This window comes from Aquibacillus sediminis, from assembly GCF_005870085.1.
In the GTDB taxonomy this organism is placed as follows: domain Bacteria; phylum Bacillota; class Bacilli; order Bacillales; family Amphibacillaceae; genus Aquibacillus_E; species Aquibacillus_E sediminis.
Map to the genome: position 1 here is coordinate 135,442 of NZ_SZNM01000006.1, position 26,215 is coordinate 161,656.

General features: G+C 38.0%; 26 protein-coding genes. 17 read left to right on the forward strand and 9 right to left on the reverse strand.

Annotated features, from left to right (window positions below; translation table 11 throughout):
• Window positions 1-183 precede the first annotated feature (183 nt).
• On the reverse strand, window positions 184-540 hold the full coding sequence (locus tag FCI53_RS08825; protein ID WP_138417933.1) for a helix-turn-helix domain-containing protein: 357 nt from the start codon (window positions 538-540) through the stop codon (window positions 184-186).
• A 191-nt stretch (window positions 541-731) separates the two neighbouring features.
• On the opposite strand from FCI53_RS08825, the gene sda (FCI53_RS08830) reads away from it, so the two are divergent.
• The gene (sda, locus tag FCI53_RS08830; RefSeq protein ID WP_138417935.1) at window positions 732-863 is read left to right on the forward strand and encodes a sporulation histidine kinase inhibitor Sda; all 132 of its coding nucleotides are present in this window, start codon (window positions 732-734) and stop codon (window positions 861-863) included.
• Window positions 864-935: 72 nt separating this feature from the next.
• Here sda (FCI53_RS08830) and sda (FCI53_RS08835) read toward each other — a convergent pair whose 3' ends face one another.
• Window positions 936-1,079 carry a sporulation histidine kinase inhibitor Sda gene (gene sda / locus FCI53_RS08835; RefSeq protein WP_138417937.1) on the reverse strand — a complete coding sequence of 48 codons (144 nt, stop codon included), beginning with the start codon at window positions 1,077-1,079 and terminating at the stop codon, window positions 936-938.
• Window positions 1,080-1,453: 374 nt separating this feature from the next.
• On the opposite strand from sda (FCI53_RS08835), the gene FCI53_RS08840 reads away from it, so the two are divergent.
• The 3 genes from FCI53_RS08840 (at window position 1,454) to gndA (ending at window position 5,089) form a co-directional block, all read left to right on the forward strand.
• Entirely contained in the window at window positions 1,454-2,143 is a 690-nt protein-coding gene (locus FCI53_RS08840; RefSeq protein ID WP_138417939.1) for a Na-translocating system protein MpsC family protein, read from the forward strand.
• A 614-nt stretch (window positions 2,144-2,757) separates the two neighbouring features.
• Window positions 2,758-3,498 carry a Cof-type HAD-IIB family hydrolase gene (locus tag FCI53_RS08845; RefSeq protein ID WP_281279517.1) on the forward strand — a complete coding sequence of 247 codons (741 nt, stop codon included), beginning with the start codon at window positions 2,758-2,760 and terminating at the stop codon, window positions 3,496-3,498.
• A 172-nt stretch (window positions 3,499-3,670) separates the two neighbouring features.
• The gene (gene gndA / locus FCI53_RS08850; RefSeq protein WP_138417941.1) at window positions 3,671-5,089 is read left to right on the forward strand and encodes an NADP-dependent phosphogluconate dehydrogenase; all 1,419 of its coding nucleotides are present in this window, start codon (window positions 3,671-3,673) and stop codon (window positions 5,087-5,089) included.
• A gap of 973 nt (window positions 5,090-6,062) precedes the next feature.
• Here the strand turns inward: gndA and zwf are convergent.
• Window positions 6,063-7,544 (reverse strand): glucose-6-phosphate dehydrogenase, encoded by a 1,482-nt coding sequence (zwf, locus tag FCI53_RS08855; protein ID WP_138417943.1) that lies wholly within the window; start codon window positions 7,542-7,544, stop codon window positions 6,063-6,065.
• A gap of 290 nt (window positions 7,545-7,834) precedes the next feature.
• On the opposite strand from zwf, the gene FCI53_RS08860 reads away from it, so the two are divergent.
• Both FCI53_RS08860 and FCI53_RS08865 read left to right on the forward strand, forming a co-directional pair.
• On the forward strand, window positions 7,835-8,602 hold the full coding sequence (locus FCI53_RS08860; protein ID WP_138417945.1) for a TIGR01457 family HAD-type hydrolase: 768 nt from the start codon (window positions 7,835-7,837) through the stop codon (window positions 8,600-8,602).
• A gap of 682 nt (window positions 8,603-9,284) precedes the next feature.
• Complete coding sequence (locus FCI53_RS08865; protein ID WP_138417947.1) at window positions 9,285-9,800, forward strand: GNAT family N-acetyltransferase; 516 nt, start codon at window positions 9,285-9,287, stop codon at window positions 9,798-9,800.
• A gap of 226 nt (window positions 9,801-10,026) precedes the next feature.
• Here the strand turns inward: FCI53_RS08865 and FCI53_RS08870 are convergent, their stop codons facing one another.
• Window positions 10,027-10,257, reverse strand: coding sequence for a DUF2164 domain-containing protein (locus FCI53_RS08870; protein WP_138417949.1), 231 nt, complete (start codon window positions 10,255-10,257; stop codon window positions 10,027-10,029).
• Between the two features lie 72 nt (window positions 10,258-10,329).
• On the opposite strand from FCI53_RS08870, the gene FCI53_RS08875 reads away from it, so the two are divergent.
• Window positions 10,330-10,536 carry a YdbC family protein gene (locus tag FCI53_RS08875; protein WP_138417951.1) on the forward strand — a complete coding sequence of 69 codons (207 nt, stop codon included), beginning with the start codon at window positions 10,330-10,332 and terminating at the stop codon, window positions 10,534-10,536.
• 466 nt (window positions 10,537-11,002) lie between these two features.
• Here the strand turns inward: FCI53_RS08875 and FCI53_RS08880 are convergent, their stop codons facing one another.
• The 3 genes from FCI53_RS08880 to FCI53_RS08890 form a co-directional block, all read right to left on the reverse strand.
• The gene (locus tag FCI53_RS08880; RefSeq protein WP_138417953.1) at window positions 11,003-12,487 is read right to left on the reverse strand and encodes a UDP-N-acetylmuramoyl-L-alanyl-D-glutamate--2,6-diaminopimelate ligase; all 1,485 of its coding nucleotides are present in this window, start codon (window positions 12,485-12,487) and stop codon (window positions 11,003-11,005) included.
• Window positions 12,488-12,556: 69 nt separating this feature from the next.
• Complete coding sequence (mreBH, locus tag FCI53_RS08885; RefSeq protein ID WP_138417955.1) at window positions 12,557-13,564, reverse strand: rod-share determining protein MreBH; 1,008 nt, start codon at window positions 13,562-13,564, stop codon at window positions 12,557-12,559.
• A 724-nt stretch (window positions 13,565-14,288) separates the two neighbouring features.
• The gene (locus FCI53_RS08890; RefSeq protein WP_138417957.1) at window positions 14,289-14,420 is read right to left on the reverse strand and encodes a YflJ family protein; all 132 of its coding nucleotides are present in this window, start codon (window positions 14,418-14,420) and stop codon (window positions 14,289-14,291) included.
• Window positions 14,421-14,566: 146 nt separating this feature from the next.
• Here FCI53_RS08890 and FCI53_RS08895 point away from each other — a divergent pair, with 146 nt between their 5' ends.
• The 7 genes from FCI53_RS08895 (at window position 14,567) to FCI53_RS08925 (ending at window position 20,181) form a co-directional block, all read left to right on the forward strand.
• Complete coding sequence (locus FCI53_RS08895; protein ID WP_138417959.1) at window positions 14,567-15,223, forward strand: MOSC domain-containing protein; 657 nt, start codon at window positions 14,567-14,569, stop codon at window positions 15,221-15,223.
• A gap of 251 nt (window positions 15,224-15,474) precedes the next feature.
• Window positions 15,475-15,849, forward strand: a complete 375-nt coding sequence (locus FCI53_RS08900) for a DnaJ family domain-containing protein (protein ID WP_138417961.1) — start codon at window positions 15,475-15,477, stop codon at window positions 15,847-15,849.
• Window positions 15,850-15,928: 79 nt separating this feature from the next.
• A complete protein-coding gene (locus FCI53_RS08905) occupies window positions 15,929-16,597 on the forward strand; it encodes an SOS response-associated peptidase (protein ID WP_138417963.1) in 669 nt (222 codons plus the stop codon).
• A gap of 620 nt (window positions 16,598-17,217) precedes the next feature.
• Window positions 17,218-17,796, forward strand: a complete 579-nt coding sequence (locus tag FCI53_RS08910; protein WP_171038116.1) for an RNA polymerase sigma factor — start codon at window positions 17,218-17,220, stop codon at window positions 17,794-17,796.
• Window positions 17,796-18,203, forward strand: coding sequence for a zf-HC2 domain-containing protein (locus tag FCI53_RS08915; RefSeq protein ID WP_171038117.1), 408 nt, complete (start codon window positions 17,796-17,798; stop codon window positions 18,201-18,203). The genes FCI53_RS08910 and FCI53_RS08915 overlap by 1 nt, the downstream gene beginning before the upstream one ends.
• Complete coding sequence (locus FCI53_RS08920) at window positions 18,203-19,306, forward strand: hypothetical protein (protein ID WP_138417969.1); 1,104 nt, start codon at window positions 18,203-18,205, stop codon at window positions 19,304-19,306. The genes FCI53_RS08915 and FCI53_RS08920 overlap by 1 nt, the downstream gene beginning before the upstream one ends.
• On the forward strand, window positions 19,306-20,181 hold the full coding sequence (locus tag FCI53_RS08925; RefSeq protein ID WP_138417971.1) for a hypothetical protein: 876 nt from the start codon (window positions 19,306-19,308) through the stop codon (window positions 20,179-20,181). The genes FCI53_RS08920 and FCI53_RS08925 overlap by 1 nt, the downstream gene beginning before the upstream one ends.
• A gap of 186 nt (window positions 20,182-20,367) precedes the next feature.
• Here the strand turns inward: FCI53_RS08925 and FCI53_RS08930 are convergent, their stop codons facing one another.
• On the reverse strand, window positions 20,368-21,738 hold the full coding sequence (locus FCI53_RS08930; protein ID WP_246050057.1) for an alanine/glycine:cation symporter family protein: 1,371 nt from the start codon (window positions 21,736-21,738) through the stop codon (window positions 20,368-20,370).
• Between the two features lie 176 nt (window positions 21,739-21,914).
• Between FCI53_RS08930 and FCI53_RS08935 the strand changes: the two genes are divergently transcribed.
• From FCI53_RS08935 to FCI53_RS08945, 3 genes are read left to right on the forward strand one after another with little or no spacing between them, the layout of a single operon-like run.
• Window positions 21,915-22,385 carry a low molecular weight protein-tyrosine-phosphatase gene (locus FCI53_RS08935; protein WP_138417973.1) on the forward strand — a complete coding sequence of 157 codons (471 nt, stop codon included), beginning with the start codon at window positions 21,915-21,917 and terminating at the stop codon, window positions 22,383-22,385.
• Between the two features lie 17 nt (window positions 22,386-22,402).
• Window positions 22,403-22,708, forward strand: coding sequence for a YtxH domain-containing protein (locus FCI53_RS08940; RefSeq protein WP_138417975.1), 306 nt, complete (start codon window positions 22,403-22,405; stop codon window positions 22,706-22,708).
• A 32-nt stretch (window positions 22,709-22,740) separates the two neighbouring features.
• The gene (locus FCI53_RS08945) at window positions 22,741-23,568 is read left to right on the forward strand and encodes a YihY/virulence factor BrkB family protein (protein WP_138417977.1); all 828 of its coding nucleotides are present in this window, start codon (window positions 22,741-22,743) and stop codon (window positions 23,566-23,568) included.
• Window positions 23,569-24,009: 441 nt separating this feature from the next.
• Here the strand turns inward: FCI53_RS08945 and FCI53_RS08950 are convergent, their stop codons facing one another.
• Window positions 24,010-25,944 (reverse strand): heavy metal translocating P-type ATPase, encoded by a 1,935-nt coding sequence (locus FCI53_RS08950; RefSeq protein WP_138417979.1) that lies wholly within the window; start codon window positions 25,942-25,944, stop codon window positions 24,010-24,012.
• Window positions 25,945-26,215: the final 271 nt, after the last annotated feature.

A 26,215-nucleotide genomic window follows, 5' to 3' on the forward strand; every position in this document is an offset into this window, starting at 1 on the left:
GAATCACCCGATAGAGAGGTTATCACGTTAGATTCAGCAGAACTTTGAAACTGATCAACCGAGAGTCTTTAGAATTGGCAATAAAAAAAGACACATTTTTCTAAAATGTGTCTTAGGACATTATTGATGATACTTGCATCATTGACAAAAAAGGAAGACTATTTTTTGCTATGTTTGAGGGGGTTATGTGAGACTTTTATTTGAAGTGCGCTTTTTCCATTCTATTAAGACATCAATGATTTTTAAGATGGTTGCACGGTCTTCGGCATCTACCATTTCTAACTGTTGAAGGATTTCTAATTCGTGTTGAGAATTGTTAGGATCTTGAAACTGAAATAATTCTTCAATAGAAATTTCCAAAGCGGAGGTCACTTTTTCGATTGTATTTAACGTAGCGTTTTTTTCGCCTCTCTCCAGTTGACCAATATAGGTAGGATGTAAACACGACAAATGAGCCAATTCTTCTTGGCTAAGTCCTCTTTTTTTTCTAAGTAAACGTAAGCGTTCACCAATAATGCTGGCTAACTCTTTTTGGGCCATCCTGTTTCACCTCTAATAAACTATACTCTCATTTCGATCAAATGCGAAGATACTTAAAATATTTTTTTGAATTTTTTGGAATACTATAAATAGTCACACAAGATAATCTTTGATAAAATATAATTTTGATATCTTTAATTACGTGTCCCTTCTAAAAAAGAAGGGGATTCTTTCTTAAAAGGGTGAGTGTCATGTATGAATGTTTATCTGATCACAAATTGGTAGATGCTTTTAAAAAGGCCAAGGAATTAAATCTAGAACAGGATTTTATCCATCTATTGAAAAAAGAGTTAATAAATCGAGGTATCACGATTCCGAAATAGTTAAAATATAAGAAAGGATGAAGGGACAGTTCCATCCTTTACTAGTTTGTATCTATTCATTTATTACCCATATTAACTTCGATTTAAAACCTCAATTATGCTTATATCTCTAGACTTTATTTCTGCTTCTAATAAGTGGATAAAATCTTCGTTGTATCCTAGAGTTATAGCCTTTATAAATGCTTCTACTAATAACTCATCACTTAAAAAATACAAGGTCTAACGATCTCCTTTTTAGTGAATGGCGTTCTATCCCTTCACCAACTTTAAGTATAAGTGTTACTAAAATTTATTCATAGTGGGAAATACTACCATTTTTGAAAAAACTTGTACATACACTAAGAATAGGTTGAGGCGCCCAGTTAGTTTCGTTACGAAATATAGGTGGTTCGATGTTGGGAATAGGAAATACTACCTATAAATTCGAATTTCATTTAAATTGGCATTCATCTATATTTGAATCCATATTGATCTATACTAAGGATGAGCGTCTGATGTTGAATTATCCTTATCTTAGCGCTGGTTGTTCATGCTTATAACGGAAGATGGGCTTCTATGGTGCTAATTGCGGAAGGAGTGTGTATTAAGATATGGAAAAAGTAACAGCGGAATTAAGCACGTACATTAGTAAATTTCTACGTGATAATTTTGGCAAGGGACCAGAGTTTGTTCATTGTTCGATTTATTCGACATTTATCACGATATATATAAGAAATTTTATCACCCCACCTGAGAGCATATTAGTTAGCCAAAATAAAACGGAACGGATGATCGAAACGAGAGATTTGGTGATCAATTCACTTGCGCCAGAAATAAAGGCAAATATCTATCATATAACAGGAATGAAAGTGAATGAATTTTATTATGATTGGGGTGTTCATAATAAATCAGCTATGTTTACGTGTGTCTGTACAGATGAAAACGATCACGATAAGAAAATTAACGGCAGCTATCCTCATCAAGTAGAGATGGAGAAAGAAATTGCCCGTCTTAGCACTGTCGCACAAAAGGAACCTGAAGAATTGATCTCTTATCAACTAAATAACAGAACGTTGTTATTTATTCGAAATGGAATTCTTGTCAGGATCGAGAAAGAATTAATCCGGGATGGTCTTGAGGAACAGTTGAAACTGGCAAAACGTAGATTAGAAAAAGGGTTATTACATAATAACACCCACTTTGAAGAAATTTTAGGAACAAAAGTCATTGATATTTTTGTTGATTGGGATTTTGCGCTTGATAAGAGTGTGATGTTGTTTATCATCAATCCAACCAAATAGAAAAAAGGGCTACCGCTAATCGGTGCCCTTTAAAGTGTAACTTGTTATATTCTTATTTCATTACTAGTATGCCGCGGTAAAAATTCTACCTTATTATTTGTTAACCTAAACGACGTAAGCCCTGCCTCTCTTACATCCTTACGACTCCGAAGTCGATCCAGTGTGAATAAGTCTTGCTACAAATCAAAAGTTTTATCCCGGTGCAACCGTCCGGTAAGACTCCCACTTCGAAACATGAAGGTGTTTAAGTGGGAGTAAACGGACGCTAACACCCCCGATTCGTTCAACTAACAATCAGTGGGGAGGACAAAAACCCCCACTGATTGAAGTTTCACTTTATTTTAAAATAGCAGAACGCCAGTCTATTATTTATCTATTTAGTAATTTAAGAAGCAATGGTATTCAAATTCGGACATTGCTTTATTTCAAGTTACTTCTATGGCGAAGTAGAATAGTAATTATCTCACCAATTTGTTGGTCTGTCAATGTTTGTGGCTATCCAAGTTTAACCAGCAAATAATAATTGGTTTATTCTGACATTTTTTGGTATAGTTTACAACAAGTGAGTAACAAGGAAGATTAAAATTAGAGGCTGTCATGAAAGGAGTATATAGTTGAAGAGTACATCAACGTATCGGTTAATTGCATTAGATATGGATGGCACTTTATTGGATCATAAGCAAGAGATACCAAGGGAGAATCGAAGGGCGATAGAACAAGCGCGGAAAAATGGGGTAGAAGTTATCTTATCCACTGGTAGACATTATATGACAACTCATCCGTTCGCTGAGTCTCTTGGCCTTTCATCCTATTTAATAACAGTGAACGGAAGTGAAATTTGGACAACCTCTGGTGAATTGGTTGATCGACAACTGATCGATCTTGAGGTCATGAAGATTCTTGTTGATTTGCAAAAGAAACATAAGGCATGGTCATGGATGTCCTCGACTAAACAAGTGTGGCGCGGAGAAATACCTGATGATTTGGGTGCGCATGATTGGCTCAAATTTGGGTTTAATATTGAAGACCCTGATTTACGGTCAACTGTAATGGAGGAACTTTCCAAAAACGACAAAATTGAGTTAAGTAATTCGAGCCCTACGAATATTGAAGTGAATGCGGTTGGTATTAATAAAGCGAGGGCGATTGAGAAAGTGTGTGGGGAGTTAGGGATCTCGATGGATCAAGTTATCACCATGGGCGATAGTCTTAATGATATTAAAATGATTGAAGAAGCAGGGTTAGGGATCGCCATGGGCAATGCACAGGAACAGGTGAAACAGGCAGCTGACTGGATAACCACAACAAATGATCAAGCAGGTGTAGCTCGAGCAATTGAACATTGGATCTTGTAGTTTTACTTGAATGATAGGCTAGATTGTATTAACGTATTAAAAAAGGTTTTTCGTATGTCTATCATAATGCCAACATGTTTCAGCGAGAATATACATAAGTTGCTATAAAGCGACAATTAAGGGTATGATAGGGGTATGTGTAAAAAAAAGTAGTTGATAAGGAGCGATGTACATGGCACAGCAACAAATTGGTGTAATAGGGTTAGCAGTAATGGGGAAAAACCTAGCTCTAAATATTGAAAGCAGAGGAAATTCAGTTTCAGTTTTTAATCGTTCTTACGAGAAAACAGAAGCATTCCTGAAAAATGAAGCAGAAGGTAAGAATTTCTACGGGGCAGAAACAATTGAGGATTTTGTTAACTCATTAGAGAAGCCTAGAAAAATTATGCTAATGGTAAAAGCAGGTGCACCAACAGATGCAACGATTGAACAATTAAAACCTTTATTAGATGAAGGCGATGTTTTAATCGATGGCGGTAATACGTTCTATGAAGATACGATTCGCCGGAATAAAGAGTTAGAAAAGTCTGGCATCCACTTTATCGGTACTGGTGTATCTGGTGGGGAAGAAGGCGCGTTAAAAGGTCCTTCAATCATGCCTGGTGGCCAAAAAGAAGCGTACGATTTAGTAGCACCTATCTTTAAGTCAATTGCAGCTCAAGTAGATGACGAAGCATGTACGACATATATTGGTCCAGATGGTGCTGGGCATTATGTGAAAATGGTACATAACGGAATCGAATATGGAGATATGCAGCTAATTTGTGAAGCATATTTCATTATGAAACATGTGCTCGGTTTAAGTACAGAGGAACTTCATGAAGTGTTTGCTGAGTGGAATCAAGGGGAACTTGATAGTTACTTAATTGAGATTACGGCAGATATTTTCACTAAGAAGGATGATGAGACTGGTAAACCAATGATTGATGTCATCTTGGATACAGCTGGTCAAAAAGGTACTGGGAAATGGACAAGTCAAAGTGCGCTTGATTTAGGTGTGCCACTACCAGTTATCACGGAATCTGTTTTTGCACGCTTCATATCCGCGATGAAAGAAGAACGAGTGAAAGCAAGCAAGATTCTTCGCGGACCATCTGCGGAATCAACATCTTTTGATGGAGATAAAGCAGAATTAATTGAAGCGATTCGCCAAGCGTTGTACATGAGTAAGATCGTTTCTTATGCACAAGGTTTTGCGCAAATGCGTCAAGCATCTGAAGAATATGATTGGAACTTACGCTATGGGGATATAGCGATGATCTTCCGTGGTGGTTGTATCATCCGTGCGCAGTTCTTACAAAAAATTAAAGAGGCGTATGACCGTGAGCCAGGTTTAACGAACTTGCTACTTGACCCATATTTCCAAGAGATTGTGGAAAGCTATCAGGCTTCCCTACGTAAAGTATTGTCACTAGCAATTGAAAAAGGTATTCCAGTACCAGCGTTTTCAAGTGCGTTAGCTTACTTTGATAGCTACAGAACAGAAACGTTGCCTGCAAACCTTTTACAAGCACAACGTGACTACTTCGGTGCTCACACGTATCAACGTGTTGATAAAGAAGGTACTTTCCATACTGAATGGTTAAAATAAAACTGTATGAGTATTTGAACGAAAAGCCAATTCGCTGATAGCGGATTGGCTTTTCTAATTCGTACGAAACGAAGTGGATATTTAACAAGAAATCACTTTAAATATGGGGGAAACGTGCATATTAGAAGTGAAAAACGTGTCAGATGTTGATGAAAACGCAAAGATTGTGCATATTAGGAGCTGAAATGGCCTCAGATGTACACGAAAAAGAGAGAAACGTGCACATTAGGAGCTAAAAGAGCCTCAGCTGTGCACGAAAAAGGTAGAAACGTGCACATTAGGAGCTAAAAGAGCCTCAGCTGTGCACGAAAAAGGTAGAAACGTGTACATTAGGAGCTAAAAGAGCCTTAGATGTGCACGAAAAAGGTAGAAACGTGTACATTAGGAGCTAAAAGAGCCTTAGATGTGCACGAAAAAGGTAGAAACGTGCACATTAGGAGTCAAAAGAGTCTCAGATGTGCACGAAAAAAGGAAGAAACGTGCACATTAGGAGTCAAAAGAGTCTCAGATGTGCACGAAAAAAGGAGAAACGTGCACATTAAGAGCCGAAAGAGCCTTAGATGTACATGAAAAAGAGAGAAACGTGTACATTAGGAGCCAAAAGAGCCTTAGATGTGCACGAAAAAGGAAGAAACGTGCACATTAGGATCCAAAAGAGCCTCAGATGTGCACGAAAAAAGGAGAAACATGCACATTAAGAGCTGAAAGAGTCTTAGATGTACATGAAAAAGAGAGAAACGTGTACATTAGGATCCAAAAGAGCCTTAGATGTGCACGAAAAAGGAAGAAACGTGCACATTAAGAGCCGAAAGAGTCTCAGATGTGCACGAAAAAGAGAGAAACGTGTACATTAGGAGCAAAATGCACAAATACCTCAATTAAAGGAAACGCCTCTCTGATAGTTTTTAATAAATAAATAAAGCTATAGAAAAGAACGTAAATGCTCTTCTCTATAGCTTATTCATCTTAATTATTATTTAGAAACGTCCCACCAGTGGAAGCCATCTTTTGCTAGCAAGCCATCTGAGTGTTTGGGGCCGTTTGATCCGGATTCATAGTTTGGAAAGTCCTCAGCCTTATTGTTTTCCCATGCACGGGAAATAACATCGACAAATTTCCAAGATAGTGCCACTTCATTCCAATGCGTAAAGTTGGTTGAATCACCGCGCATGCAGTCATAAAGAAGTACCTCATAAGCTTCGGGTGTATTCATTTTATCCTGACCATTGTTGTTATAGTTCAACATGATTGGTGTTGAAGTGGTGCCGTAATCACCTTTTTTAGCATTTAAGTGTAATTCAATTCCTTCATTAGGTTGAATGTGAATCACTAACAAGTTCGGGTGAATCTGTTCCCCGTTTTCATAATATAAGTTCATTGGTAGGTCTTTAAATTGAACGACAATTTCTGTTGATTTCTGTTTCATACGTTTACCAGTTCGAATGTAGAACGGAACACCAGCCCAGCGGAAATTATCAATCATTAACTTACCAGAAACAAAGGTTTCCGTGTTGGATTCGGGATCAACACCCTTTGCTTCACGGTAGGAAATTTGCTCTTCCCCTTTTACAATTCCTCGATCGTATTGTCCGCGAACAAAGTATTCTCCGACATCTTCTTCATTGATTGGCTTTAATGCACGAAGTACTTTAACCTTCTCGCTTCGGATTTCATCAGGTGTCAGTTTAATTGGCGGTTCCATTGCGAGTAATGCGAGCATTTGTAACATATGGTTTTGGAACATGTCACGCAGTGCACCAGAAGATTCATAATAGCCCCCGCGATCCTCTACACCAAGTTCCTCACTAGAAGTGATTTGAATATTAGAGATATGTTGATTGTTCCATAGTGGCTCAAATAATGCGTTAGCAAAGCGTATCACTTCAATATTTTGAACCATTTCTTTACCAAGATAATGGTCAATTCGATAAATTTGATCTTCTGTAAATGCATGGCGAATTTGATTGTTTAATTCCTGTGCAGATTCAAAATCATGTCCGAATGGTTTTTCAATAACTAATCTTGACCAACCATCTGTCGTCGTTAAACCTTGTTCTTTTAGGTTTGTCGCAATTGTTCCAAAGAAATTAGGCGCCATTGCTAAATAGAAAATTCTATTTCCCTCGGTATGATGTTTTTCATCGAGATGGTTTAATAAATTATTTAATGATTGGTAATGGCTTATATCTTGAACATCAAATGGGTGATAATGAAAGTGATCAGCAAATGTGTCATGGTCCAGATCATCTTCTTCAAAATGGCTGATGGAAGTCTTGACGTTTTCTCTGAACTGATCATTTGTAAGAGGTCTTCTCGCAACACCGACTACTGCAAAGTCTTCTGTTATCTTTCCATTGCGGTAGAGTCGATAAATAGAGGGATACAACTTTCGGTTTGCTAAATCACCAGTTGCACCGAATATTACAATGATCGATTTTGGGGTATTTGTTGTCATGAACTTAACTACCTTTCTGTCTGTTTTATAATTTTGTATAATTAACTTAACAAATCTTTGGAAATAGTTACATCATCTCTTATTAGAATACCACTATAAGTAGTATTAATAAAATTATAAAAATGATTTACTATTTCTACAAGTAAAATTGTTAAGTAGTTTGTGTATTTTCATTTTTCTTAAAATTTGTTTATTATGTAATATATTAACATTTGTACAATTATTAACAAGTGAAAAGTACGGACAAAAAATTGATTATAGGCATTTATAGACAAGCTAGGAGGAAAAAAGTGCATAATTATCGTGGATTTTTAATTGATTTGGACGGAACTGTGTATCGTGGGACAGAAAAAATTGATGAGGCCGTTGCGTTCGTCAAAGAATTGCAACGTAGACAGCTACCGTATTTGTTTGTAACAAATAATTCAACCAAACGCCCTAGTCAAGTGGCAGAAACCCTAACAAGTATGGATGTTCCAGCAACAACAGAGCACGTGTTTACAACTAGTATGGCAACAGCAAACTATATCGCAAACCAAAAACCAGGTGCGCGAATATTTCCAATTGGTGAAGAAGGATTAATCACAGCTATTGAAGAAGCAGGGTTAGAAATTGTCGAAGATGACGCTGATTTTGTCGTGATGGGGCTAGATCGAGCGATTACTTATGAAAAATTGACTGTAGGCGCGTTGAATATTCGTAAAGGTGCCTCCTTTGTAGCAACAAACAGTGATGTAGCATTACCAACAGAAAGAGGATTTCTTCCAGGAGCAGGCTCCCTTATTTCGGTGTTATCCGTAACTACAGGCGTACAACCTATATTTATCGGAAAACCGGAATCTATTATTGTTGAACAAGCACTTGAGGTGTTGGGTACCAAAAAACAAGAGACATTGATGATTGGTGACAATTATGATACCGATATTTTAGCTGGTATCCAGGCAGGAATTGATTCATTGCTTGTCCATACAGGGGTAACCACTCCAAAACAATTACAAGCAGTTGAAAAACAACCGACCTATACGGCTGCCAACCTTAGTGAATGGACATTTGAGTGAAAACTGTTGTTTTTTTAATGCACATAAGCTGTATTATGTGCATTAGTTTTATGGTAACTTTTTCATTTTTAATTATGATGTCTGCTGAACAGCGCTACGGAAATACACCTACGCTTTCCGTGGGTGGCTGATGAGCCTCCTCGTTCGTCCCTCACTGCGGGGTCTCATCGAGGCCATTAGTCCCACAGGAGTCTCCGGTGTATTTCCTACGCTTTTTCCAGCACTTTGAAGTTTTATAGAGCATTATTTAATAAAAATCAAATAATATACCTTTTTATTGTTAATTGACATGTTGTAACACAATACTGCAATAAATAAATTTACTAATTTCTAATTTATTGCGTATAACACCTACCAATAATCCAGAAAACCTAATCTAGTGGAGGCAGAATACGGAGACTCCTATGGGAACAGCACGAGCCGAAGATCCACTTGGTAAAGTGGTTTTCTTTACCAAGTTAGCTGAGACCGCGCCCATGGAAAGCGGAGTATTCTGCTGGAACGATTGTATAATACATATTAAAATCAGACAGAAAGGAACACAAACTAATTAATTTTATGTCGTATAATACAGCTTATGTGCAGCAATCTTTTAGATAATGGTAAGACAACAAAAAGTTTCTTATGCTATGCGTATTCTAATAGAAATGGAAAAAGAATCATAAATAACGGGAGCGAACTTATGTCAAAAACAGTACTGGAGACGGAAAGGTTACGCCTGCGAGAGATGGATATGCATGATCAAAACGATTTGTTGCAACTTTTTCAAGATCCGATGGTGATGAAGTATTATCCACAGCAGAAGAATTTTGAAGAAACAATACGATGGATTACGTGGAATAAAAATAATTATCGTAAGTTCCATGTTGGGTTATGGATTGTAGAGGATAAAGCTACTGATCAGTTTTTGGGCCAATGTGGATTGGTTCCGAAAAAAGTCGAAGGTGTGGTACAAATGGAAATAGGTTATCTATTTGTCCGAAAACAATGGGGAAATGGGTATGCGACAGAAGCGGCACAAGCCTGCGTTGATTATAGTTTTCGAACTTTGCAAGTGCCTACACTTATCGTTTTAATTGATCCATTGAATCAACGATCGATTCAAGTTGCTAAGAAAATTGGAATGCATTATGAGAAAACGGTGAAAAAATGGGGTGGAGACCAATATATATATTCAATGGTAAATCCCAATGGATGAGTTTATCTCGATGCAACTGGCCATAAGACGCCCACTCAAAACATGAAGTGAAATGGAGATGTTTAAGTAAGAGTAAAACTTTCGCTTTCACCCCGAATGGTTCAAGGGTCTGCGGGTCTCCCTTGTGGTACTACCACTCAGTGAAGTTTCACTTTATCTCCAGTATCATATAAATGGGAAAGTATACTTAAGAAAGAGGTGAGGCACCCGTTTGTTCGGGTGAACCTCACCTTTTCTGTATCTCAAACAGATCATCTAATTTTTCATTTAAATAGGCATGTGCATCTTCTACCCCTAGGTTATAAAAAGTAGGTGCAAGCTTATCAATGAAAAAATCAAGCATTAGTGTAGCAGCCAAGTCACCGATTTGTTCATTTTTTTCTTGTTCAAAGTATTGCTTAATTTCATTTGTCATGTATTCTCTGTCTTCTTTACGTAAGTTAAATTGTTGATTCATTATTTTGCTCCTTTGTATTCAACCAAATATGTCATTATAATAAGTATAGCAAAAAGCTAGGGGGATGAGTATATGGCAGAGTTAAAGTATGAAATTGTAGAACATATTGGCGTGTTATCTGAATCCAACAAAGGTTGGAGAAAAGAACTAAATTTAGTTAGTTGGAATGGCCGTGATCCGAAATATGATTTACGTGATTGGGCCCCTGATCATGAAAAAATGGGTAAAGGTGTGACGCTATCGAAAGAAGAGTTAACCCAGTTGAAGTTATTGTTGTAGTGACTATCTTTCGATTATGAACATTTTTTTAATAAAAAAATAAAAAGTGGTTTGGAGTAATGTTACATGGGGTATACCTACATTAGACAACAACTAGGGCATCAAGGCCCTGTTGTTCAAACGTTTGATCAATTAACTGGTTTCATTGTCGGGACAGCAATTAGAGACATTTAATTAAACGTTTGAACAGTGAAAATTGTCTGTTACCACCACCCAATAGAACTGAATTAATCAAACGTTTGATTAATACACTAGAAATATATTTAATCAAACGTTTGATTAAAAAAAGACAAAGGGTCAGCCCATTCTAATAGGCTGACCCTTTGTCTTTTCTATTGTTGGCAAATTAGTAAGAGCCGGGATATAACAAATAGCGGAATCAGGAACCGACACAAAGGAAAAAGCTGATCCTCATTCCGTTAAAGGGAAAACGATAAAAATCAGTTGGGAGCTAATCCTTATAGCGCTATTGAACGATATTGTTTATAGGATACTTTTTGAAGCACTGTGTTTTGATCGTTTCAAACTCACTATGCGGTATTTTTTTGTTTGCTATAATTTGATAATCTTCATGTCCGTTTCCAGCGAAAATAATGATATCACCTGGTTCACTTACTTGAACGGCGTGTCGGATTGCTTCATTTCGATCAGCTACACAAGCATAATGTTCGTGCTTCATCCCCTTTTCCATTTCTTTTACAATTTGATTAGGATCCTCATGGCGGGGGTCTTGAACTGTCAACACAACATAGTCAGCAATCGAAGCTTTCTCAGCCATTAATGCCCGTTTATCGCGGTCTCTTTCACCAGCAGTTCCTGCAAGGAAAATAAGTTTATTTGTTTTAAACGGCAAAACTGAATGGATAGCTTTTTCAATTGCATCAGGTGTATGGGCATAGTCAAGGTAAAGGGTCACAGGAGTATCAATGTTTAGTCTTTCCATCCGCCCTTTAATTGATGAAATTGTTTTTAAGTCCTTGACCATCTGTTCCACATTCAATCCTTGAGCAAATAAGGCCGCCATAGCAGCTAATATGTTATAAATATTAAATTCACCTAATAGACTTGTTTCAACTGGGAAAGTCCCTTGTGGTGATTTTAGTACAAATTTAGTTTTATCTTGTAAGTATTCGATTGCCTCTGCTTTAAAATTTGCCTCTTCCTTTATTCCATACGAAATAACTTCAAAAGGAGACCATTTATTATAGACAGAAAACCACTGATCATCTTGATTTAACACAATATATTTATCATTGATTAAATCTTGTCCTAATTGTGCAAATAAAAGCCCCTTCACATACCCGTATTGTTCCATTGAATGATGGTAATCCAAATGATCTTGACTTAAGTTTGTAAATACAACCACATCGAAATTAATTCCCCATAATCTGCCCTGTGCCAAACCGTGTGAAGATACTTCCATCACCATGTGGTCGATCTTGTTATCTACTGCTTCCGCTAATAGTTTTTGGTTGGTAAGCATGTTACAAGTCGTATTACTCGTTTTATAAATAGCATCATTTATTTGTAGGCCGTTTGTACCTAGTAGTGCAGCTTGTTTTCCACTTGTTTTTAGTAACGAATGAATCAAGGTCGTTACCGTTGTTTTTCCATTGGTACCTGTCACCCCAATGACATCTAATTTGTTAGACGGCGACTGGTAAAACAGATTGCTAATGTGCGCGGTTGCTTTAACTGTATCGTTGACAATGACAAGTGCGGTACGGTCTTGATCTACTTCCAAGTACTTTTCTGAGACAATAACAGAAGCCCCTTTTTGAATGGCTTCTTGGTAAAAATCATGACCGTCCACGGTATACCCTTTTGTACAAATAAACATACTACCAGGTTCCACTTCACGAGAATCATCATGGATGCTTGTTACTTGTGTTGGTAAAGTACCAATCACTGTTTTTATTTTAAAATATGAAATTAGTTCAGCTGTGTGCATGGATCCACCTCGGTTGTAAAAGTTCTTCTTAAAAATACACCCGCATCATTTAGCGGGTGTATGACATTATTATTTTACAGCTTTCTGTAATTTATGAATCATTTTTAGTGAACGTCCAGTTCCAATTGCGACAGACTCAAGTGGGTTAGGAGCCAGATGAACTGGTACGTGTAATTCATTGGCTAACCACTCTTGCATGCCTTTTAATAATGCGCCGCCGCCTGTAAGGGTTACACCATGATCTACAATATCACCACTTAATTCAGGTGGGCAATTCTCTAGTGTAGCATGAACCGCCTCTAAAATGGACTCTAACGATTCACGTAGTGCTTCTTGAATTTGTTTGGATGTTACGGTAATTGTTCGTGGGAGTCCGGTTACAAGATCACGCCCGCGCACATCCACTTCTTCTCCTTCGTGCTCAATTAACGCATAGCCAATATGCATCTTAATATTCTCAGCTGTACGTTCCCCGATTAGAATGTTAAATTTCTTACGAATAAAATGAATAATTTCTTCATCCATTTTATCTCCGCCTGTGCGAACGGAGTGACATGACACTACCCCGCCAAAAGAGATTATACCAACTTCACTAGTTCCGCCACCAATATCAACAACAACATTGGCGGTTGGCTCGTCCACAGGCAAGTCTGAACCGATGGCAGCTGCAATCGGTTCTTCGATTAGATGCACCTCTTTAGCACCGAAGCTTTTTACCGCATTGTGAATCGCTCTTCTTTCAACAGACGTACTTCCAGAAGGCGTACATACAACAACAGTTGGTTTACGTACGGATAAGCCCATTTTCTTGCTAACTTTTTTTAAAATGGCCTTTAACATTTGTGTGGTCACATCGTAATCAGCAATCACCCCATCTTTAAGTGGGCGAATCGGAATAATGTTTTGTGGTGTTTTTCCGACCATTTCTTTTGCTTCTGTTCCGACAGCAACCACTTGGTTAGTACGAGTATCTATTGCAACTACGGACGGTTCGTTTAAAACGACTCTCTTTGTTTTTGTATATACCAGTATATTTGCGGTACCTAAGTCAATTCCAATTTCTGTATTTGAAAACATGATTGTTCCTCCATCGATGTAAGTTATCTTCTATAGTATAGCATTTCCTTAATTATGAAACATATATTGGTAATTATGCCATAGTAATAAATGGAATTTATATAAAAAATAATAAATGTAATATAGTTGTAATTAAATATTAATAGGAAGCGGTATATTTTTGGTTGGGAGCTGTATTTTTAAATGCCGTAGTTGATAGAAACTCTGACGTAACTACTGATGAAATTGCTTGATGTCACTATATTTGATTGACTGTTATACCATCGCTTCAGCAGAATCCTCCGCTTTCCGCGGGCACGGCCTCACCCTCCTCGTGAAGGCCGCACTGCGGGATCTTCGGACTCATGCTGTTCCCGCAGGACAAGGAACGCTACGGTAGAGATGCATAGCACGAAGAAAATTGAACTTTATTTTCGAGGAGTCTCCGTATTCTGCCTAAGCTGATGAATGTTTTCTGATTAGTGATACATGTGTATACATAATCATTCAGAGATAAAAGAAGAGCCACTCTTAATTATATGAAACATCCAACTCTACATAATTCAATGTACACAATCAGTGCAGTGTATTTCCGCAGCGGAATAATAGCTCTATTTTTCAAGGGTGGTAGTGAGCAGGATAAATTTACGTTAGGGTTTATAGTTATGTTGACAACACCCACCTTTGAAGAAACAGGTTGAATAGCATAAAAAAAGCAGGAACAAATTGTCCTGCTTTTGTGTTTTTAATTTTTGGCTTCATCTAATAGGTTTGCAAGTACGTGGGATTTGAATTTTTCGATTTTTCTTCCCTCGAAATAACGTACACCGTGTTTCTTTAATTCCTCAACGTACCAACCTTTGCTTCCTGTGTGCATCCCTATCATCCTCTCCCAAAATATATATTTCTAATTGATTCGACGCCATTGTAACATCTCACTTTTTTTAACGAAATAGTAAACATTAAGTTTTTAAAATGGTAGCGATTTTATATAATAATAGTAAAAAGTGTAGGGGGAATTACGTGAATTATCACATTCGTTCGTTAAATGTAGGCAAGCCGACAACATACCATATAAATGAGAAAAAATTACGGACTGGCTTCATAAAAGCACCTGTTGATCAACCTATATGGTTATCAAAACTTGGCTTTGAAGGAGACGGTCAGGCGGATCTGAAAAATCACGGTGGCGAAGATAAAGCATTGTTGATGTATGCGGATCATCATTATCGTTATTGGCAAGATTATTATCAGAGGCATTTTGATATTCCGGCTTTTGGGGAAAATGTTACGATAACAGGGCTTACAGAAGAGGATGTACATATAGGGGATGTGTTTCAGTTAGGAGAAGCAGTAATTCAAATTTCACAACCAAGACAACCTTGTTACAAAATTGCAGAAGTCCATCAACTAAAGGATTTTCCTGCATTGGTGACAGAAACTGGCTTTAGTGGCTATTATTTTCGCGTGTTACAAGAAGGAATTGTTTCGCCAACAGATGAATTAATTCTGAAACAAACAGATCCCAATGCCATCACTGTCGCTTATGTTTTTCAAACACTATTCCATCACCGGAAAGATCGGGAACGAATCGAGCGACTATTACAACTAGAAACAATGGCCACTTCCCTTAGGGAGTCCTTTTTGAAGAGATTGGGAAAAATTTCTGTTAACGATTAAATAAGGGTTGTTGTGATCTGTATAGAAGCTATATTATCCTAAATATGATTTATAAACTTTCTCAAGTAGCGCGTATTTATAGCTTTTCTATAAATTGCGTATATTTGAAAAATATTGTACCTCACTAGTTTAATTAATTCACAATCATATATCACATGCGCATCAAATTATCAATGCGTACAAAAAGAGTGTGTAAACAGAATCATGTTATACTAATAGTTAGAAATCTACGTCTCTTAAGGGGGATGACCATGGATTTTGCCAGCAGAATGGCCGAGGAAAAAATTCAACAAGCAATTCGTGATGGAGAGTTAGATCATCTTGAAGGTAAGGGGAAGCCACTGCAATTAGAGGATTTATCCGGTATGCCAGAAGATATGCGGATGAGTTATCACATGATGAAAAACGCAGGGTACTTACCTGAGGAAGTGAAGCTTAACAAAGAATTAATCAGTCTAAAAGATATGATTGCTGCTTGTAAAGATGAAGAAGAGAAACAAAAGTATCAAAAAAAGCTTACAGAAAAGGAATTGCAGTACCGCCTATTAATGGATAAACGAAACCTGAGCAAATCTCCAGCCTTTAAAAAATATAGTGGGAAAATCAATCGGTTATTTGGGATTTAAACAAATACATGCAGCAGTAGTGTCTGCTTGAAAGAGGCAACAAAATCGAACATCCTAATTGTTAAAAGGAGTGGTACATGTGTGTGGACGATTTACGATCGATGCGAGTGAAAAGGAAATCCTTGATGAATATGATCTACAAGGGCCCATTCATGATTTCCAGCCAAGGTATAATGTAGCACCAGGTCAACCGGTGCTAGCTGTCATTCATGATGGCCAGAAAAAACGAGCAGGATTTCTTAAGTGGGGATTGGTTCCGTCATGGGCTAACGATCCTAAAATTGGCTATAAAATGATCAATGCTAGAAGCGAATCGGCCCATCAGAAGCCAAGTTTTAAACGGTTATTAGCTAGAAAAAGGTGCTTAATTATTGCTGATAGCTTTTATGAATGGCAAAAGACGGAAGAGGGAAAACAACCGAAACGAATTTCCCTTGAAAACCGTAAGCTATTCACGTTTGCAGGTCTGTGGGATAAATGGGACCAAGATGATGAAGCCATGTATACATGTACCATCTTAACAAGAGAAGCGAACGACTTTATGCAGCCGATTCACCATCGTGAACCGGTTATTTTGCCAAAAGATAAAGAGGACGATTGGATTGAGCCAATTGTACATGACCCGCAAGACATGCATCAGTTTGTGATGAGTCTTCCGGATCAACCTTTGCATGCTTACGATGTAAGTACGATCGTAAACTCAGCCAAAAATGAAAGTGAAGCATGTATTAAGCCGTTAATTTCATAGGTTATATTTTTTACCCGGTGCAACCGTCCGTATGATTCCCACTTCAAAATATCAAATGAGCCGGAGATGTTTAAGTGGGCGTTAACTTTCGCTTTCACCCCGAATGGTTCAAGTAATCACTCAGTAGGGGAGGAGCACAAATCCTTACTGAGTGAAGTTTCATTTTATGATGAGCGTTTATCACTTTCCAGAGCTGAAAATGTTTAATGGAACCAGGAACCGCCTTAACATGATAAGCCGGTTCCTGATTCCGTTATTCAACTGATATGGACCCTTTTTGGTGGCTGTTCGGTCCCTTATTCCGTTATTCGTCTTTTTGAGCCCTTTTTTACCTCATTTTGGGAAAATAGCGGAATATGAGCCCGCTTCACCTTGAAATTTACCGCTTTTTAAGCAAATAACGGAACTGGGAACCACCTTTCTGATCTGGTTCGGATTCTCAGCCGTTATTTGCTTATTCCAGTCGAAAGATAAAAAGTAGTAAGCTGCCATAATCATAAAGAAGGAACGCTTGGTTCAATTAGTTGACCAAGTGTTTTTTTATATATCTATCTGTTGAACATTTCTTCAAAAAATTTTTAAAAAAGTTGTAGTACTTTTCTAAATTGGTGTCGTCTATTGTGTCAGAGAAAGAAAGCGAAGGGGGGAGAGAAACCATCAAGGATGATCAATTAATCAAAAAAATACGAGCAGGGAACAAACAAGCATTGCGGCTCTTAATTGAGAAATACAAACAGCATGTATTTAAGGTTACATACAGTGTTGTTCATGATGAAAAAGAGGCGGAAGACTTGGCACAAGAAACATTTATTAAAATGATGGATGCTCTCCCTTCATACAAATCTCAAGGATTCAAAACATGGTTGAGTCGGATTGCACTAAACAAAGCAATTGATTTCAAGCGAAAAAAGCAACGGCAAAAGGAAGATTTGACTTTCTTTGATAAAGAAGCAACTTTTCAATCACCAGGAGAGAGTGCCGAGGAACAATTCATCCATCAAGAAAGGGAAGAGAACGTAAGAAAAGCGATTGATAACATGCCTGAAACACTTCAGGCACCGGTGCGTTATTTTCACTTGCAAGGATTGTCCTACAAAGAAATAGCAGAAAAGTTAGAGGTTGAAGAAACGACTGTCAAAATGCGTCTGTATCGCGCAAGAAAATGGATGAAAGCGAATTGGAAGGAGGAGGAGTTTTAATGTGTCATCGAAGCAAAAGTGAGTTAGAAGCGTATGTACAAGCAACCATGTCACTCGAGCAACAAGACCAAATCGAACAGCACCTAGAGGAATGTGAAGCATGTTTTACCATTTATTTAGATGTCATTGAAATGCAACCAATGGATGTTGCACTTTCGGAAAATTTTACGACAGACACGATGGAACAACTTGAGCACTTAAACCTTACTCCAAAAAAATCCAATCAAAACAAGATCGTCGGGCACTATTTACTTGCAGCAGGTTTAACGATTGTATTGATGTTATCAGGAGTGTTTCAGAACTTCTTATCTGTGACAACAAATCTTGAAAATAAATCGTCATTAACGGAACAGTTAATGGAAAAAACGAATGTCGTACTTGAGGAAATGAAAGGGGAGTACAAATAATGAAAAAGTCACCATTGTTAGCTTTTTTCCTAGCCTTTATACCAGGGTTTGGACATATGTATTTAGGACATAGAGTGCGAGGGTTTCTATATTCTTTATTCTTTTTTGGGGCATTAGCGCTGGCGTTTATCTCCGTTATTGTTTTTTATAGAGAACTAACAATCTTATTTGTCCTACTTGCAGCTTTAATTTGGGGAATAAATGGGATTGATATGGTGATCACCTTGTTAACACGTAACCCGAACAAGCAAACAAGTGTAAGTGCAGCGGGTATAGATGCTGATTGCACAGCAACTACAGGGGATGATTCTGACGAACAAAACGAACGTTTTTTTACGATTCTATTGTCACTCATTCCTGGGGTGGGGCATTTTCATCTAGGATTGAACCAACGTGGATTAACATTGCTTGCGGGATTTTTTGGGATTTTCACGATGATCTTCTTTATCGCGATTGTAACCAATCAAGGTGGCTTTTTAATTTTCCTTTTGGCGTTACCGATTATTTGGATTTACAGTTTATTTGATTCCATTCAATTACTTAATAAAAAACAGGCAGGAGAAACGCTTGAGGATAAAACGATTATGGATGATCTAGAACGTTTCCGCGAAGATGGGAAAAAGAGTAAGATGCTGGCTACATTATTGGCGATTTTTCCTGGTGCTGGTCATATGTATTTAGGATTACAAAGACGCGGGTTACAGTTAATGATAGCTTTCTTACTGTCAATTTATATTTTAGATATTCTTCATTTGTCTATCTTTTTGTTTTTAATTCCGATTATCTGGTTTTATAGTTTCTTTGATGCCTTACAACAAGTAAGTAGAGTAGAGGCAGGAGAGATAGAGGATGTACCAATTGTGAATTATTTAGTTAATTATCAAAAATGGATCGGTATTGGATTACTCGTATTAGGTATATTCTACTTATTTGATTCTGTCTTACTGCCGGTCGTGGCTGACGATATACTGGCTGCGTTAAATATAGATCTTTGGTATTACTATCGTCGTTATTTCCAAGTTTCGATTGTTTGTTTATTATTAATCGGCGGAGGAATCAAGCTAATTCGTGGTTCAAAGCAGAAGAAAACGGGGGATAAATAATGAGAAGGTGGCGTGTAGGTTCTATATCGATGGGGCTGTTGTTAATTTTTTTAGGTGTGATGTTGTTGCTTTCCCAAATGATTGGCTGGGATATGGCGATGGTCGCGATGGGATGGTTACCAGCTGTCCTAATTGTTTTGGGCATAGAGGTACTCATCTATCTCTTTTTATCAAAACAGGAACAACCAATTATTAAATATGATATCTTCTCAATTTTATTGATTAGTATCATTGGGGTGCTTTCGGTTGGGGCTTATGTTGTATCATCCACTGGTATTGCTGGTGCGTTTGAGCAAATGGTGGAGGCAGAAGAAGTAGAAGGAGCACTTCCGGTTGTTGAACATCAAGTGGATGAACAAGTGACACGGATTGTGATTGACTCCTCAGAATTTGATGTATCTCTAGAGGGGGATAACACGGAGCAAGTAACCATTTTAGGTGCATTTCGTTCCAATGTCTTAAAAGCTGAAGATATAGAAGGAAGTGACGTTGCTTCGATCCAACAAATCGGGGATACATTGTATGTTCGCTTATTTCAAGCGCCAAGGCAACAAGGATTACGTTATGATCATTCTCGGTATTCTTACACGGTTTCTGTTCCAACGGATATCGATGTAGAGGTTCGGTCTAGAATTAACGATGCACATATTTCGGTGGATGAGTTACAGGCAAATTGGTATTTTGAAGAAGTCGAAGAAGTGATGTTACATCATCAACAACAAGCAAACCTTACCTTGCAAGCGAATGTCAGGGACATGGAATATAGGGAAAAAACAGGAGGAGATTCTCCGTATCAACCCGTGGATCGGACTTTTGGCGAAGGGACTTACCACTTGCATATAGGACAAGTGGAGCAATTGCATATAAAGGATTAACGGGAGAGCATCTTTTTCTTATTGGAGAAGATGCTCTCTTACATTCTTAACTAGATTTCCGCTTCAGAAATACATGACGCGCATCCTAAGGTGGCTGATGAACCTCCTTTGAAAAATAAAGACCAATTTTCTGCGTGCGATAATGAAAACATCCCCCACGAAGGTGAGGGATGTTTTTATTACAAGTTATGCTGTTTCGTTCTTGCGTTGTTCTTTTTCTTCTTTAGCCACTTTCAAGAATCGGTTTGTTTCGGACACTACAACACCAGATAGACCGAGTAGTCCGATTAAGTTCGGGAAGGCCATTAGACCATTCATAATATCGGCCATGCCCCATATAACATTTAACGATTCGACTGCGCCATAAAAGACGAGTGCAACGAAGAGAATACGATAGTATGGAATGAAACTATCTTTAAATAGATAACTGAAGCATTTTTCCCCATAATAGGACCAACCAACAATGGTAGAAAATGCAAAGAAAATGGTTCCAATCGTGACAATATAACTTCCAGTCTCACCAAGGAATGCGCCGAATGATGCAGATGTTAATTCAGCACCAGTTAATCCCTCAGTATATAGTCCACCCATCACAAGCGTAATCCCAGTAATTGAACAAACAATGATCGTATCGAAAAACACTTGAGTCATCGATACTAATGCTTGCCGACCAGGATAGTCTGTTCTAGCTGCTGCAGCTGCGATCGGTGCAGAACCAAGACCTGCTTCATTGGAGAATACTCCACGTGCAACCCCATAACGAATAACTGTACCTAAAATACCACCACCAACAGCACTACCAGTAAACGCATCTGAGAAAATAAGACCGACAGCGCTTGGCACAATATCAATATTAATAATCATAATAATTAGTCCACCAATAATATAAAAGGCAGCCATAATCGGTACAAAGAATGCTGTTACACGTCCAATACTCTTAATGCCGCCTAAAATAACGAGGGCAGCTAAAACAGCAAGGATTAGTCCAGTTACCCAGCCAGGTACATTAAAAGATGCCTCTAATACATCGGAGACCGTATTTGATTGAACCATGTTCCCAATACCAAATGCGGCAAATGCTCCAAAAATGGCAAATAAGACACCTAGCCATTTGGCTTTAAGGCCATGCTCTAAGTAATACATTGGTCCACCGGAAATTTGCCCTTTGTCATTTGTAACACGGTATTTCACTGCCAAAATGGCTTCTGCATACTTAGTAGCCATCCCGAGTAGTGCTGTAATCCACATCCATAAAACAGCACCAGGACCACCAAGCACAACTGCGGTAGCGACACCGGCGATATTACCTGTCCCAATGGTAGCGGCCATCGCTGTGGTTAGGGCTTGATAGTGGGTAATATCCCCTTTTGAATTTTTATCCTGTCTGGCAGGACTAAACGCTAGTCTTAAGGCATAGGGTAATGTTTTGAATTGTAGAAATCCAAGCCGAATAGTTAAGTAAATACCAGTACCGACTAAAAGAATTAATAAGGGCGGTCCCCAGACGAAACCACTAATCTTATCCACGACTTCTAACAAAGCACTTTCTTCTCCCATAAACTTTTCCCTCCTTAATAATTATTTAAAGATTACAATTAAATTTTCTGAAATTTCCGACAAAAAGTCAAGGGTGAATTTCAAAAATATAAAGTTAAACCAAACATATGCGTTAACGAAGGGGATAATGTTTAGTATAATAAAAAGAAAAATAAATGAGAAGGGTGTTTATGTAAATGGTCAATATACTTTTTCTATGTTTAGGGAATATCTGTCGCTCACCGATGGCGGAAGCGATTTTTCGTGATCTAGTTGAACAGGAACAATTGCAGGATAAAATAAAAGTTGATTCGGCTGGAATTGGCAAGTGGCATGTAGGGAAACCACCACATCAAGGTACTAGAAGGTTATTGGATCAGTACTCTATTTCCTATAAAGGATTGCAAGCAAGACAAATTCAAAGAAAAGATTTCCGTGATTTTGATTATATTATTGCGATGGATGATAACAATATAAATGATTTGCAACAAATTGAGCAGGTAACCAATGAAGTGGTCGTTGCTAAATTAATGGATTTTGTCGATGAACCTCAAGAAGTAAATGTTCCTGATCCGTATTTTACGAACAATTTTGAGTATACATATGAATTGGTTCAAGAAGGATGCAAGCAGTTACTACAACATATTAAATCAACCCATCAATTATAAGAAGGAGTGGAGCAAAGATGAGTAATCGAAAATTTGTGAGAGGTGTTATCATCGGTGCGGCAGTTGGAGGATTAGTGACATTGTTTGATAGGGAAACGAGAAATGATGTCGTTGGAAAATTAAGATCAACAGGAAATGCGACAACGTACTATGTAAAGCATCCATCTACCGCATTTCATGATCTGACAGCAGGTTACCAACAACTGTCTAACCAATTAGCTACAGGGCTGAATAGTACCTTGCAGATGCTGGCACAATTGCAAGACTTGCTAGATTCCATTGATGTGGAAGAAAAGAAGGATACACCTCCTGCAAAACAATAACCGACGCATCACTCTAAAGGAGAGGAGAGAGGTTGCAAAAGACATTTAAGTTTATTAAACGGCTATTCAAACGGATACAAGATGATGATGTCTTTGGTATGGCGGCACAATTAGCTTACTTCTTTTTGTTATCGTTATTTCCTTTTCTAATCTTTTTGGTGACATTGGTAGGTTATTTACCAATCCCACAACTAGACATCATCGAGTATATTTCAAGATATGCACCAGATGAAACTGTCGCTTTATTAGATGAAAATATCGACCAGCTTGTCCAAGATCGAAATGGTGGGTTGTTGTCGATTGGGATCATCGCTACCTTATGGTCCGCCTCTAATGGGATTAATGCGATTATGCGCTCCTTTAATGCAGCATATAATGTGGAAGAAAGTCGGTCGTTTATTTTATCTAGATTAATTGCCATTGTGTTAACGATTGCCATGATCGTTGTAATTGCAGTTGCTTTTTTACTACCAATATTTGGTAAAATGATTGGTACTTATTTATTTTCGTTCTTTGGATTATCGGAAGATTTTTTACAGGCATGGAATACATTACGGTGGGTTGTCTCTTCTGTTGTATTTTTTATTGTGTTATTGGCTTTATATATGTTAGCGCCAAACAAAAAAGTTCATATTAAGGATGTAACGTTTGGAGCAGCTTTTGCAACAGTTGGGTGGCAATTGGTATCGCTCGCCTTTTCCTATTACGTTAATACGATGGGAAACTATTCTGCAACGTATGGCAGTTTAGGCGGTGTAATTGTCCTTATGATTTGGTTTTATATATCAGGAATCATCATCATTACAGGCGGCGAAATAAACGCATTGTTAAAACGTATACGAATAGAAAAACGAACCTAACTTCTCGAGCGGGAGTTAGGTTTTGTATTGTTGGATTTAGCAGTCGCTGTTGAGAGGACTTTGTATATTAAGCAAAGAATTTGTTGCTAATGTGCTGCACGGTAATGGGAGGGAAACGTGCACATTAGGAGCGTAATTGTTCTCAGATGTAGACGGAAACGGAATAAACGTGCACATTAGGCGGGAAATTTGTTTCTAATGTGCACGATAATGAGAGAAACGAGCACATTAGGAGCGTAATTGTTCTCAGATGTAGACGGAAACGGAATAAACGTGCACATTTGGCTCAAAACTAGCCGTTAATATACAGGAAAACAACAGTAACGTTCACATTAAGAGGGCAAATCGCCGCAGATATAGACGAAAATAAATTAAACGTGCATCAACGGCCAGTATATGCCCGATTTTATTTCAAGGGCCTGCGTTGCGGGTTTTTTCTTGTTATCTCAACAATCGCAGCCCATTCAAAATAACTAAAATCGTACTACCTTCGTGTCCGATCACACCAAGTGGTAAATCTAATACTTGTAAAAAGTTCGATACGACTAATAACAAGATCACGCCGATGGAGAAGACAACATTTTGTTTCACAATTCGGTTCATTCTATTGGAGAGGGAAACAGCATGAGAGATTTTATCTAACTTATTTTTCATTAACACAATATCAGATGTTTCTAAAGCGACATCTGTCCCTGCTCCCATCGCAATCCCAACATCGGCAGTTGCTAATGCTGGTGCATCATTTATGCCATCACCAATCATCGCAACATGTTTGTACTTGTCTTGTAGTTTTTTAATTTCTGCCACTTTATCTTCTGGTAAGCATTCAGCAATAAATTCGTCAACGCCTGCTTCTTTGGCGATGGCACCTGCAGTTGTTTGATTGTCTCCTGTAAGCATAACAGTATGAATACCGTGCTCTTTTAATCGTTTAATTGCGTCTAATGTATCTTGGCGAATTGTATCTTTTAGTGCAATAACTGCGACAACTCCATCATCATTCGCAACAAAGACTAGTGACTTGGCTTGCTCAGCAAGTGTTGTTACAATGTGACTGTGGAATTGGAGTGCCTCTTCTTTACCGACAAAATCTGCTTTCCCAATCTTCCACGTTTGATTCCCAATTTTTGCAGTGACCCCATTGCCACTAATATCTTGCATTTCTTCTACTTCAAGATTGCTGTGATTGGAGGCTTGCGATTCGCAATAATGAACAATTGCCTGTGCTAATGGGTGGTTGGATTGACGTTCGATCTCATGCACAATAGCTAATATCTCTTCTGCCTGATCGGAATCTTGAAAATAAACATCCGTTACGACTGGTTTTCCGTTCGTTAATGTACCTGTTTTATCCAAGGCGACGGCGCCAACGTGACTTAACGTCTCTAAATGGACACCACCTTTAAACAATACCCCTTTGCGAGCGCCGTGTGAAATGGCGGAAAGAGTTGCTGGCATAATTGAAGCAACTAATGCGCAAGGTGAGGCAACAACAAGCAAGACAATCGCACGGTAAATACTATCAACCCAACTCCAACCTAGTAAGAAGTGCGGTAAGAACATTACGAAAACAACAGAAATCAGTACTACATGAACATAGGTCCCTTCAAATCGTTCAATAAATTGTTGTGAAGGGGACTTTTCACTTTGTGCGGATTGAACTAGGTTGATAATCTTTTGAAAAAGGGATTCATTTGCTGTTTTGGTGATTTCTACTTCAATGCTGCCATTAAGATTTACTGTACCAGCAAACACATTTTCATCTAATTGTTTGCTGACGGGAATGGATTCACCAGTTATTGCACTTTCATCAATCGAAGTAGTCCCGTTTGTTATCATTCCATCGGCGGGAATTCGTTCACCAGCTTTTACAAAAATAGTATCTCCAATTTGTAAATCTCGTACATCGACAAGTTGTTCGCTACCATTCGTAATTCGTAATGCCTTTTCTGGTTGCAAATTCATAAGAGAAGAAATTTCTCGTTCACTCTTATTCATGGTATAGGTTTCTAAAGCTCCAGATAATGCGAAAATAAAGATAAGGATTGCCCCTTCAGTCCAATAGCCAATAATTGCCGAACCAACTGCAGCAAAAACCATTAACATCTCCACATTTAATTGTTTATTTGCGATTGTTTCGGTTATCCCTTCTTTTGCTTTGTAAAACCCACCAATCGCAAAGGCGATTAAATGAAGGATCACCCATGTTGATTGATTAATTTGACCTTCGATGAGCCAAGCGGTTAATACAATCACACCGCTTAATAAAGCAGCGATTAACTCCATGTGTTTCATAAGGGAAGAGCGTTTAGTTTTATTTTCTGTATGTGGTTTCTGGGGTTGTTGATCACTTTGTACTTGTGCCAACGTGGACATGTTATCAACTCCCTATATCTAATTGAGAATAATAATCACTAACAAACATTGAATTTCCGTGTCTAATTGATAATGATACTCAAAATTAATTATAATTATTATAAAGTAATACTTTATTTAATGATACCATAAATTAGGGATTGGTCAACATCTTTGGCGAATTTTTAGATACAAAGTGTTATTTTTAAGGTGAAGAGGATTTGATGGAAGAGAAGTTACTATGAAAAGGTATAAAAGATGGTTTTTAGAATGTCAGCTTACCTAGTGAATG

Coding starts and splice junctions, on each gene's coding strand:
- FCI53_RS08825 (WP_138417933.1), bottom strand. CDS start 540: ATGGCCCAAAAAGAGTTAGCCAGCATTATTGGTGAACGCTTACGTTTA.
- sda (WP_138417935.1), top strand. CDS start 732: ATGTATGAATGTTTATCTGATCACAAATTGGTAGATGCTTTTAAAAAG.
- FCI53_RS08840 (WP_138417939.1), top strand. CDS start 1,454: ATGGAAAAAGTAACAGCGGAATTAAGCACGTACATTAGTAAATTTCTA.
- gndA (WP_138417941.1), top strand. CDS start 3,671: ATGGCACAGCAACAAATTGGTGTAATAGGGTTAGCAGTAATGGGGAAA.
- zwf (WP_138417943.1), bottom strand. CDS start 7,544: ATGACAACAAATACCCCAAAATCGATCATTGTAATATTCGGTGCAACT.
- FCI53_RS08865 (WP_138417947.1), top strand. CDS start 9,285: ATGTCAAAAACAGTACTGGAGACGGAAAGGTTACGCCTGCGAGAGATG.
- FCI53_RS08870 (WP_138417949.1), bottom strand. CDS start 10,257: ATGAATCAACAATTTAACTTACGTAAAGAAGACAGAGAATACATGACA.
- FCI53_RS08875 (WP_138417951.1), top strand. CDS start 10,330: ATGGCAGAGTTAAAGTATGAAATTGTAGAACATATTGGCGTGTTATCT.
- FCI53_RS08880 (WP_138417953.1), bottom strand. CDS start 12,487: ATGCACACAGCTGAACTAATTTCATATTTTAAAATAAAAACAGTGATT.
- mreBH (WP_138417955.1), bottom strand. CDS start 13,564: ATGTTTTCAAATACAGAAATTGGAATTGACTTAGGTACCGCAAATATA.
- FCI53_RS08890 (WP_138417957.1), bottom strand. CDS start 14,420: ATGCACACAGGAAGCAAAGGTTGGTACGTTGAGGAATTAAAGAAACAC.
- FCI53_RS08900 (WP_138417961.1), top strand. CDS start 15,475: ATGGATTTTGCCAGCAGAATGGCCGAGGAAAAAATTCAACAAGCAATT.
- FCI53_RS08915 (WP_171038117.1), top strand. CDS start 17,796: ATGTGTCATCGAAGCAAAAGTGAGTTAGAAGCGTATGTACAAGCAACC.
- FCI53_RS08920 (WP_138417969.1), top strand. CDS start 18,203: ATGAAAAAGTCACCATTGTTAGCTTTTTTCCTAGCCTTTATACCAGGG.
- FCI53_RS08925 (WP_138417971.1), top strand. CDS start 19,306: ATGAGAAGGTGGCGTGTAGGTTCTATATCGATGGGGCTGTTGTTAATT.
- FCI53_RS08930 (WP_246050057.1), bottom strand. CDS start 21,738: ATGGGAGAAGAAAGTGCTTTGTTAGAAGTCGTGGATAAGATTAGTGGT.
- FCI53_RS08935 (WP_138417973.1), top strand. CDS start 21,915: ATGGTCAATATACTTTTTCTATGTTTAGGGAATATCTGTCGCTCACCG.
- FCI53_RS08940 (WP_138417975.1), top strand. CDS start 22,403: ATGAGTAATCGAAAATTTGTGAGAGGTGTTATCATCGGTGCGGCAGTT.
- FCI53_RS08950 (WP_138417979.1), bottom strand. CDS start 25,944: ATGTCCACGTTGGCACAAGTACAAAGTGATCAACAACCCCAGAAACCA.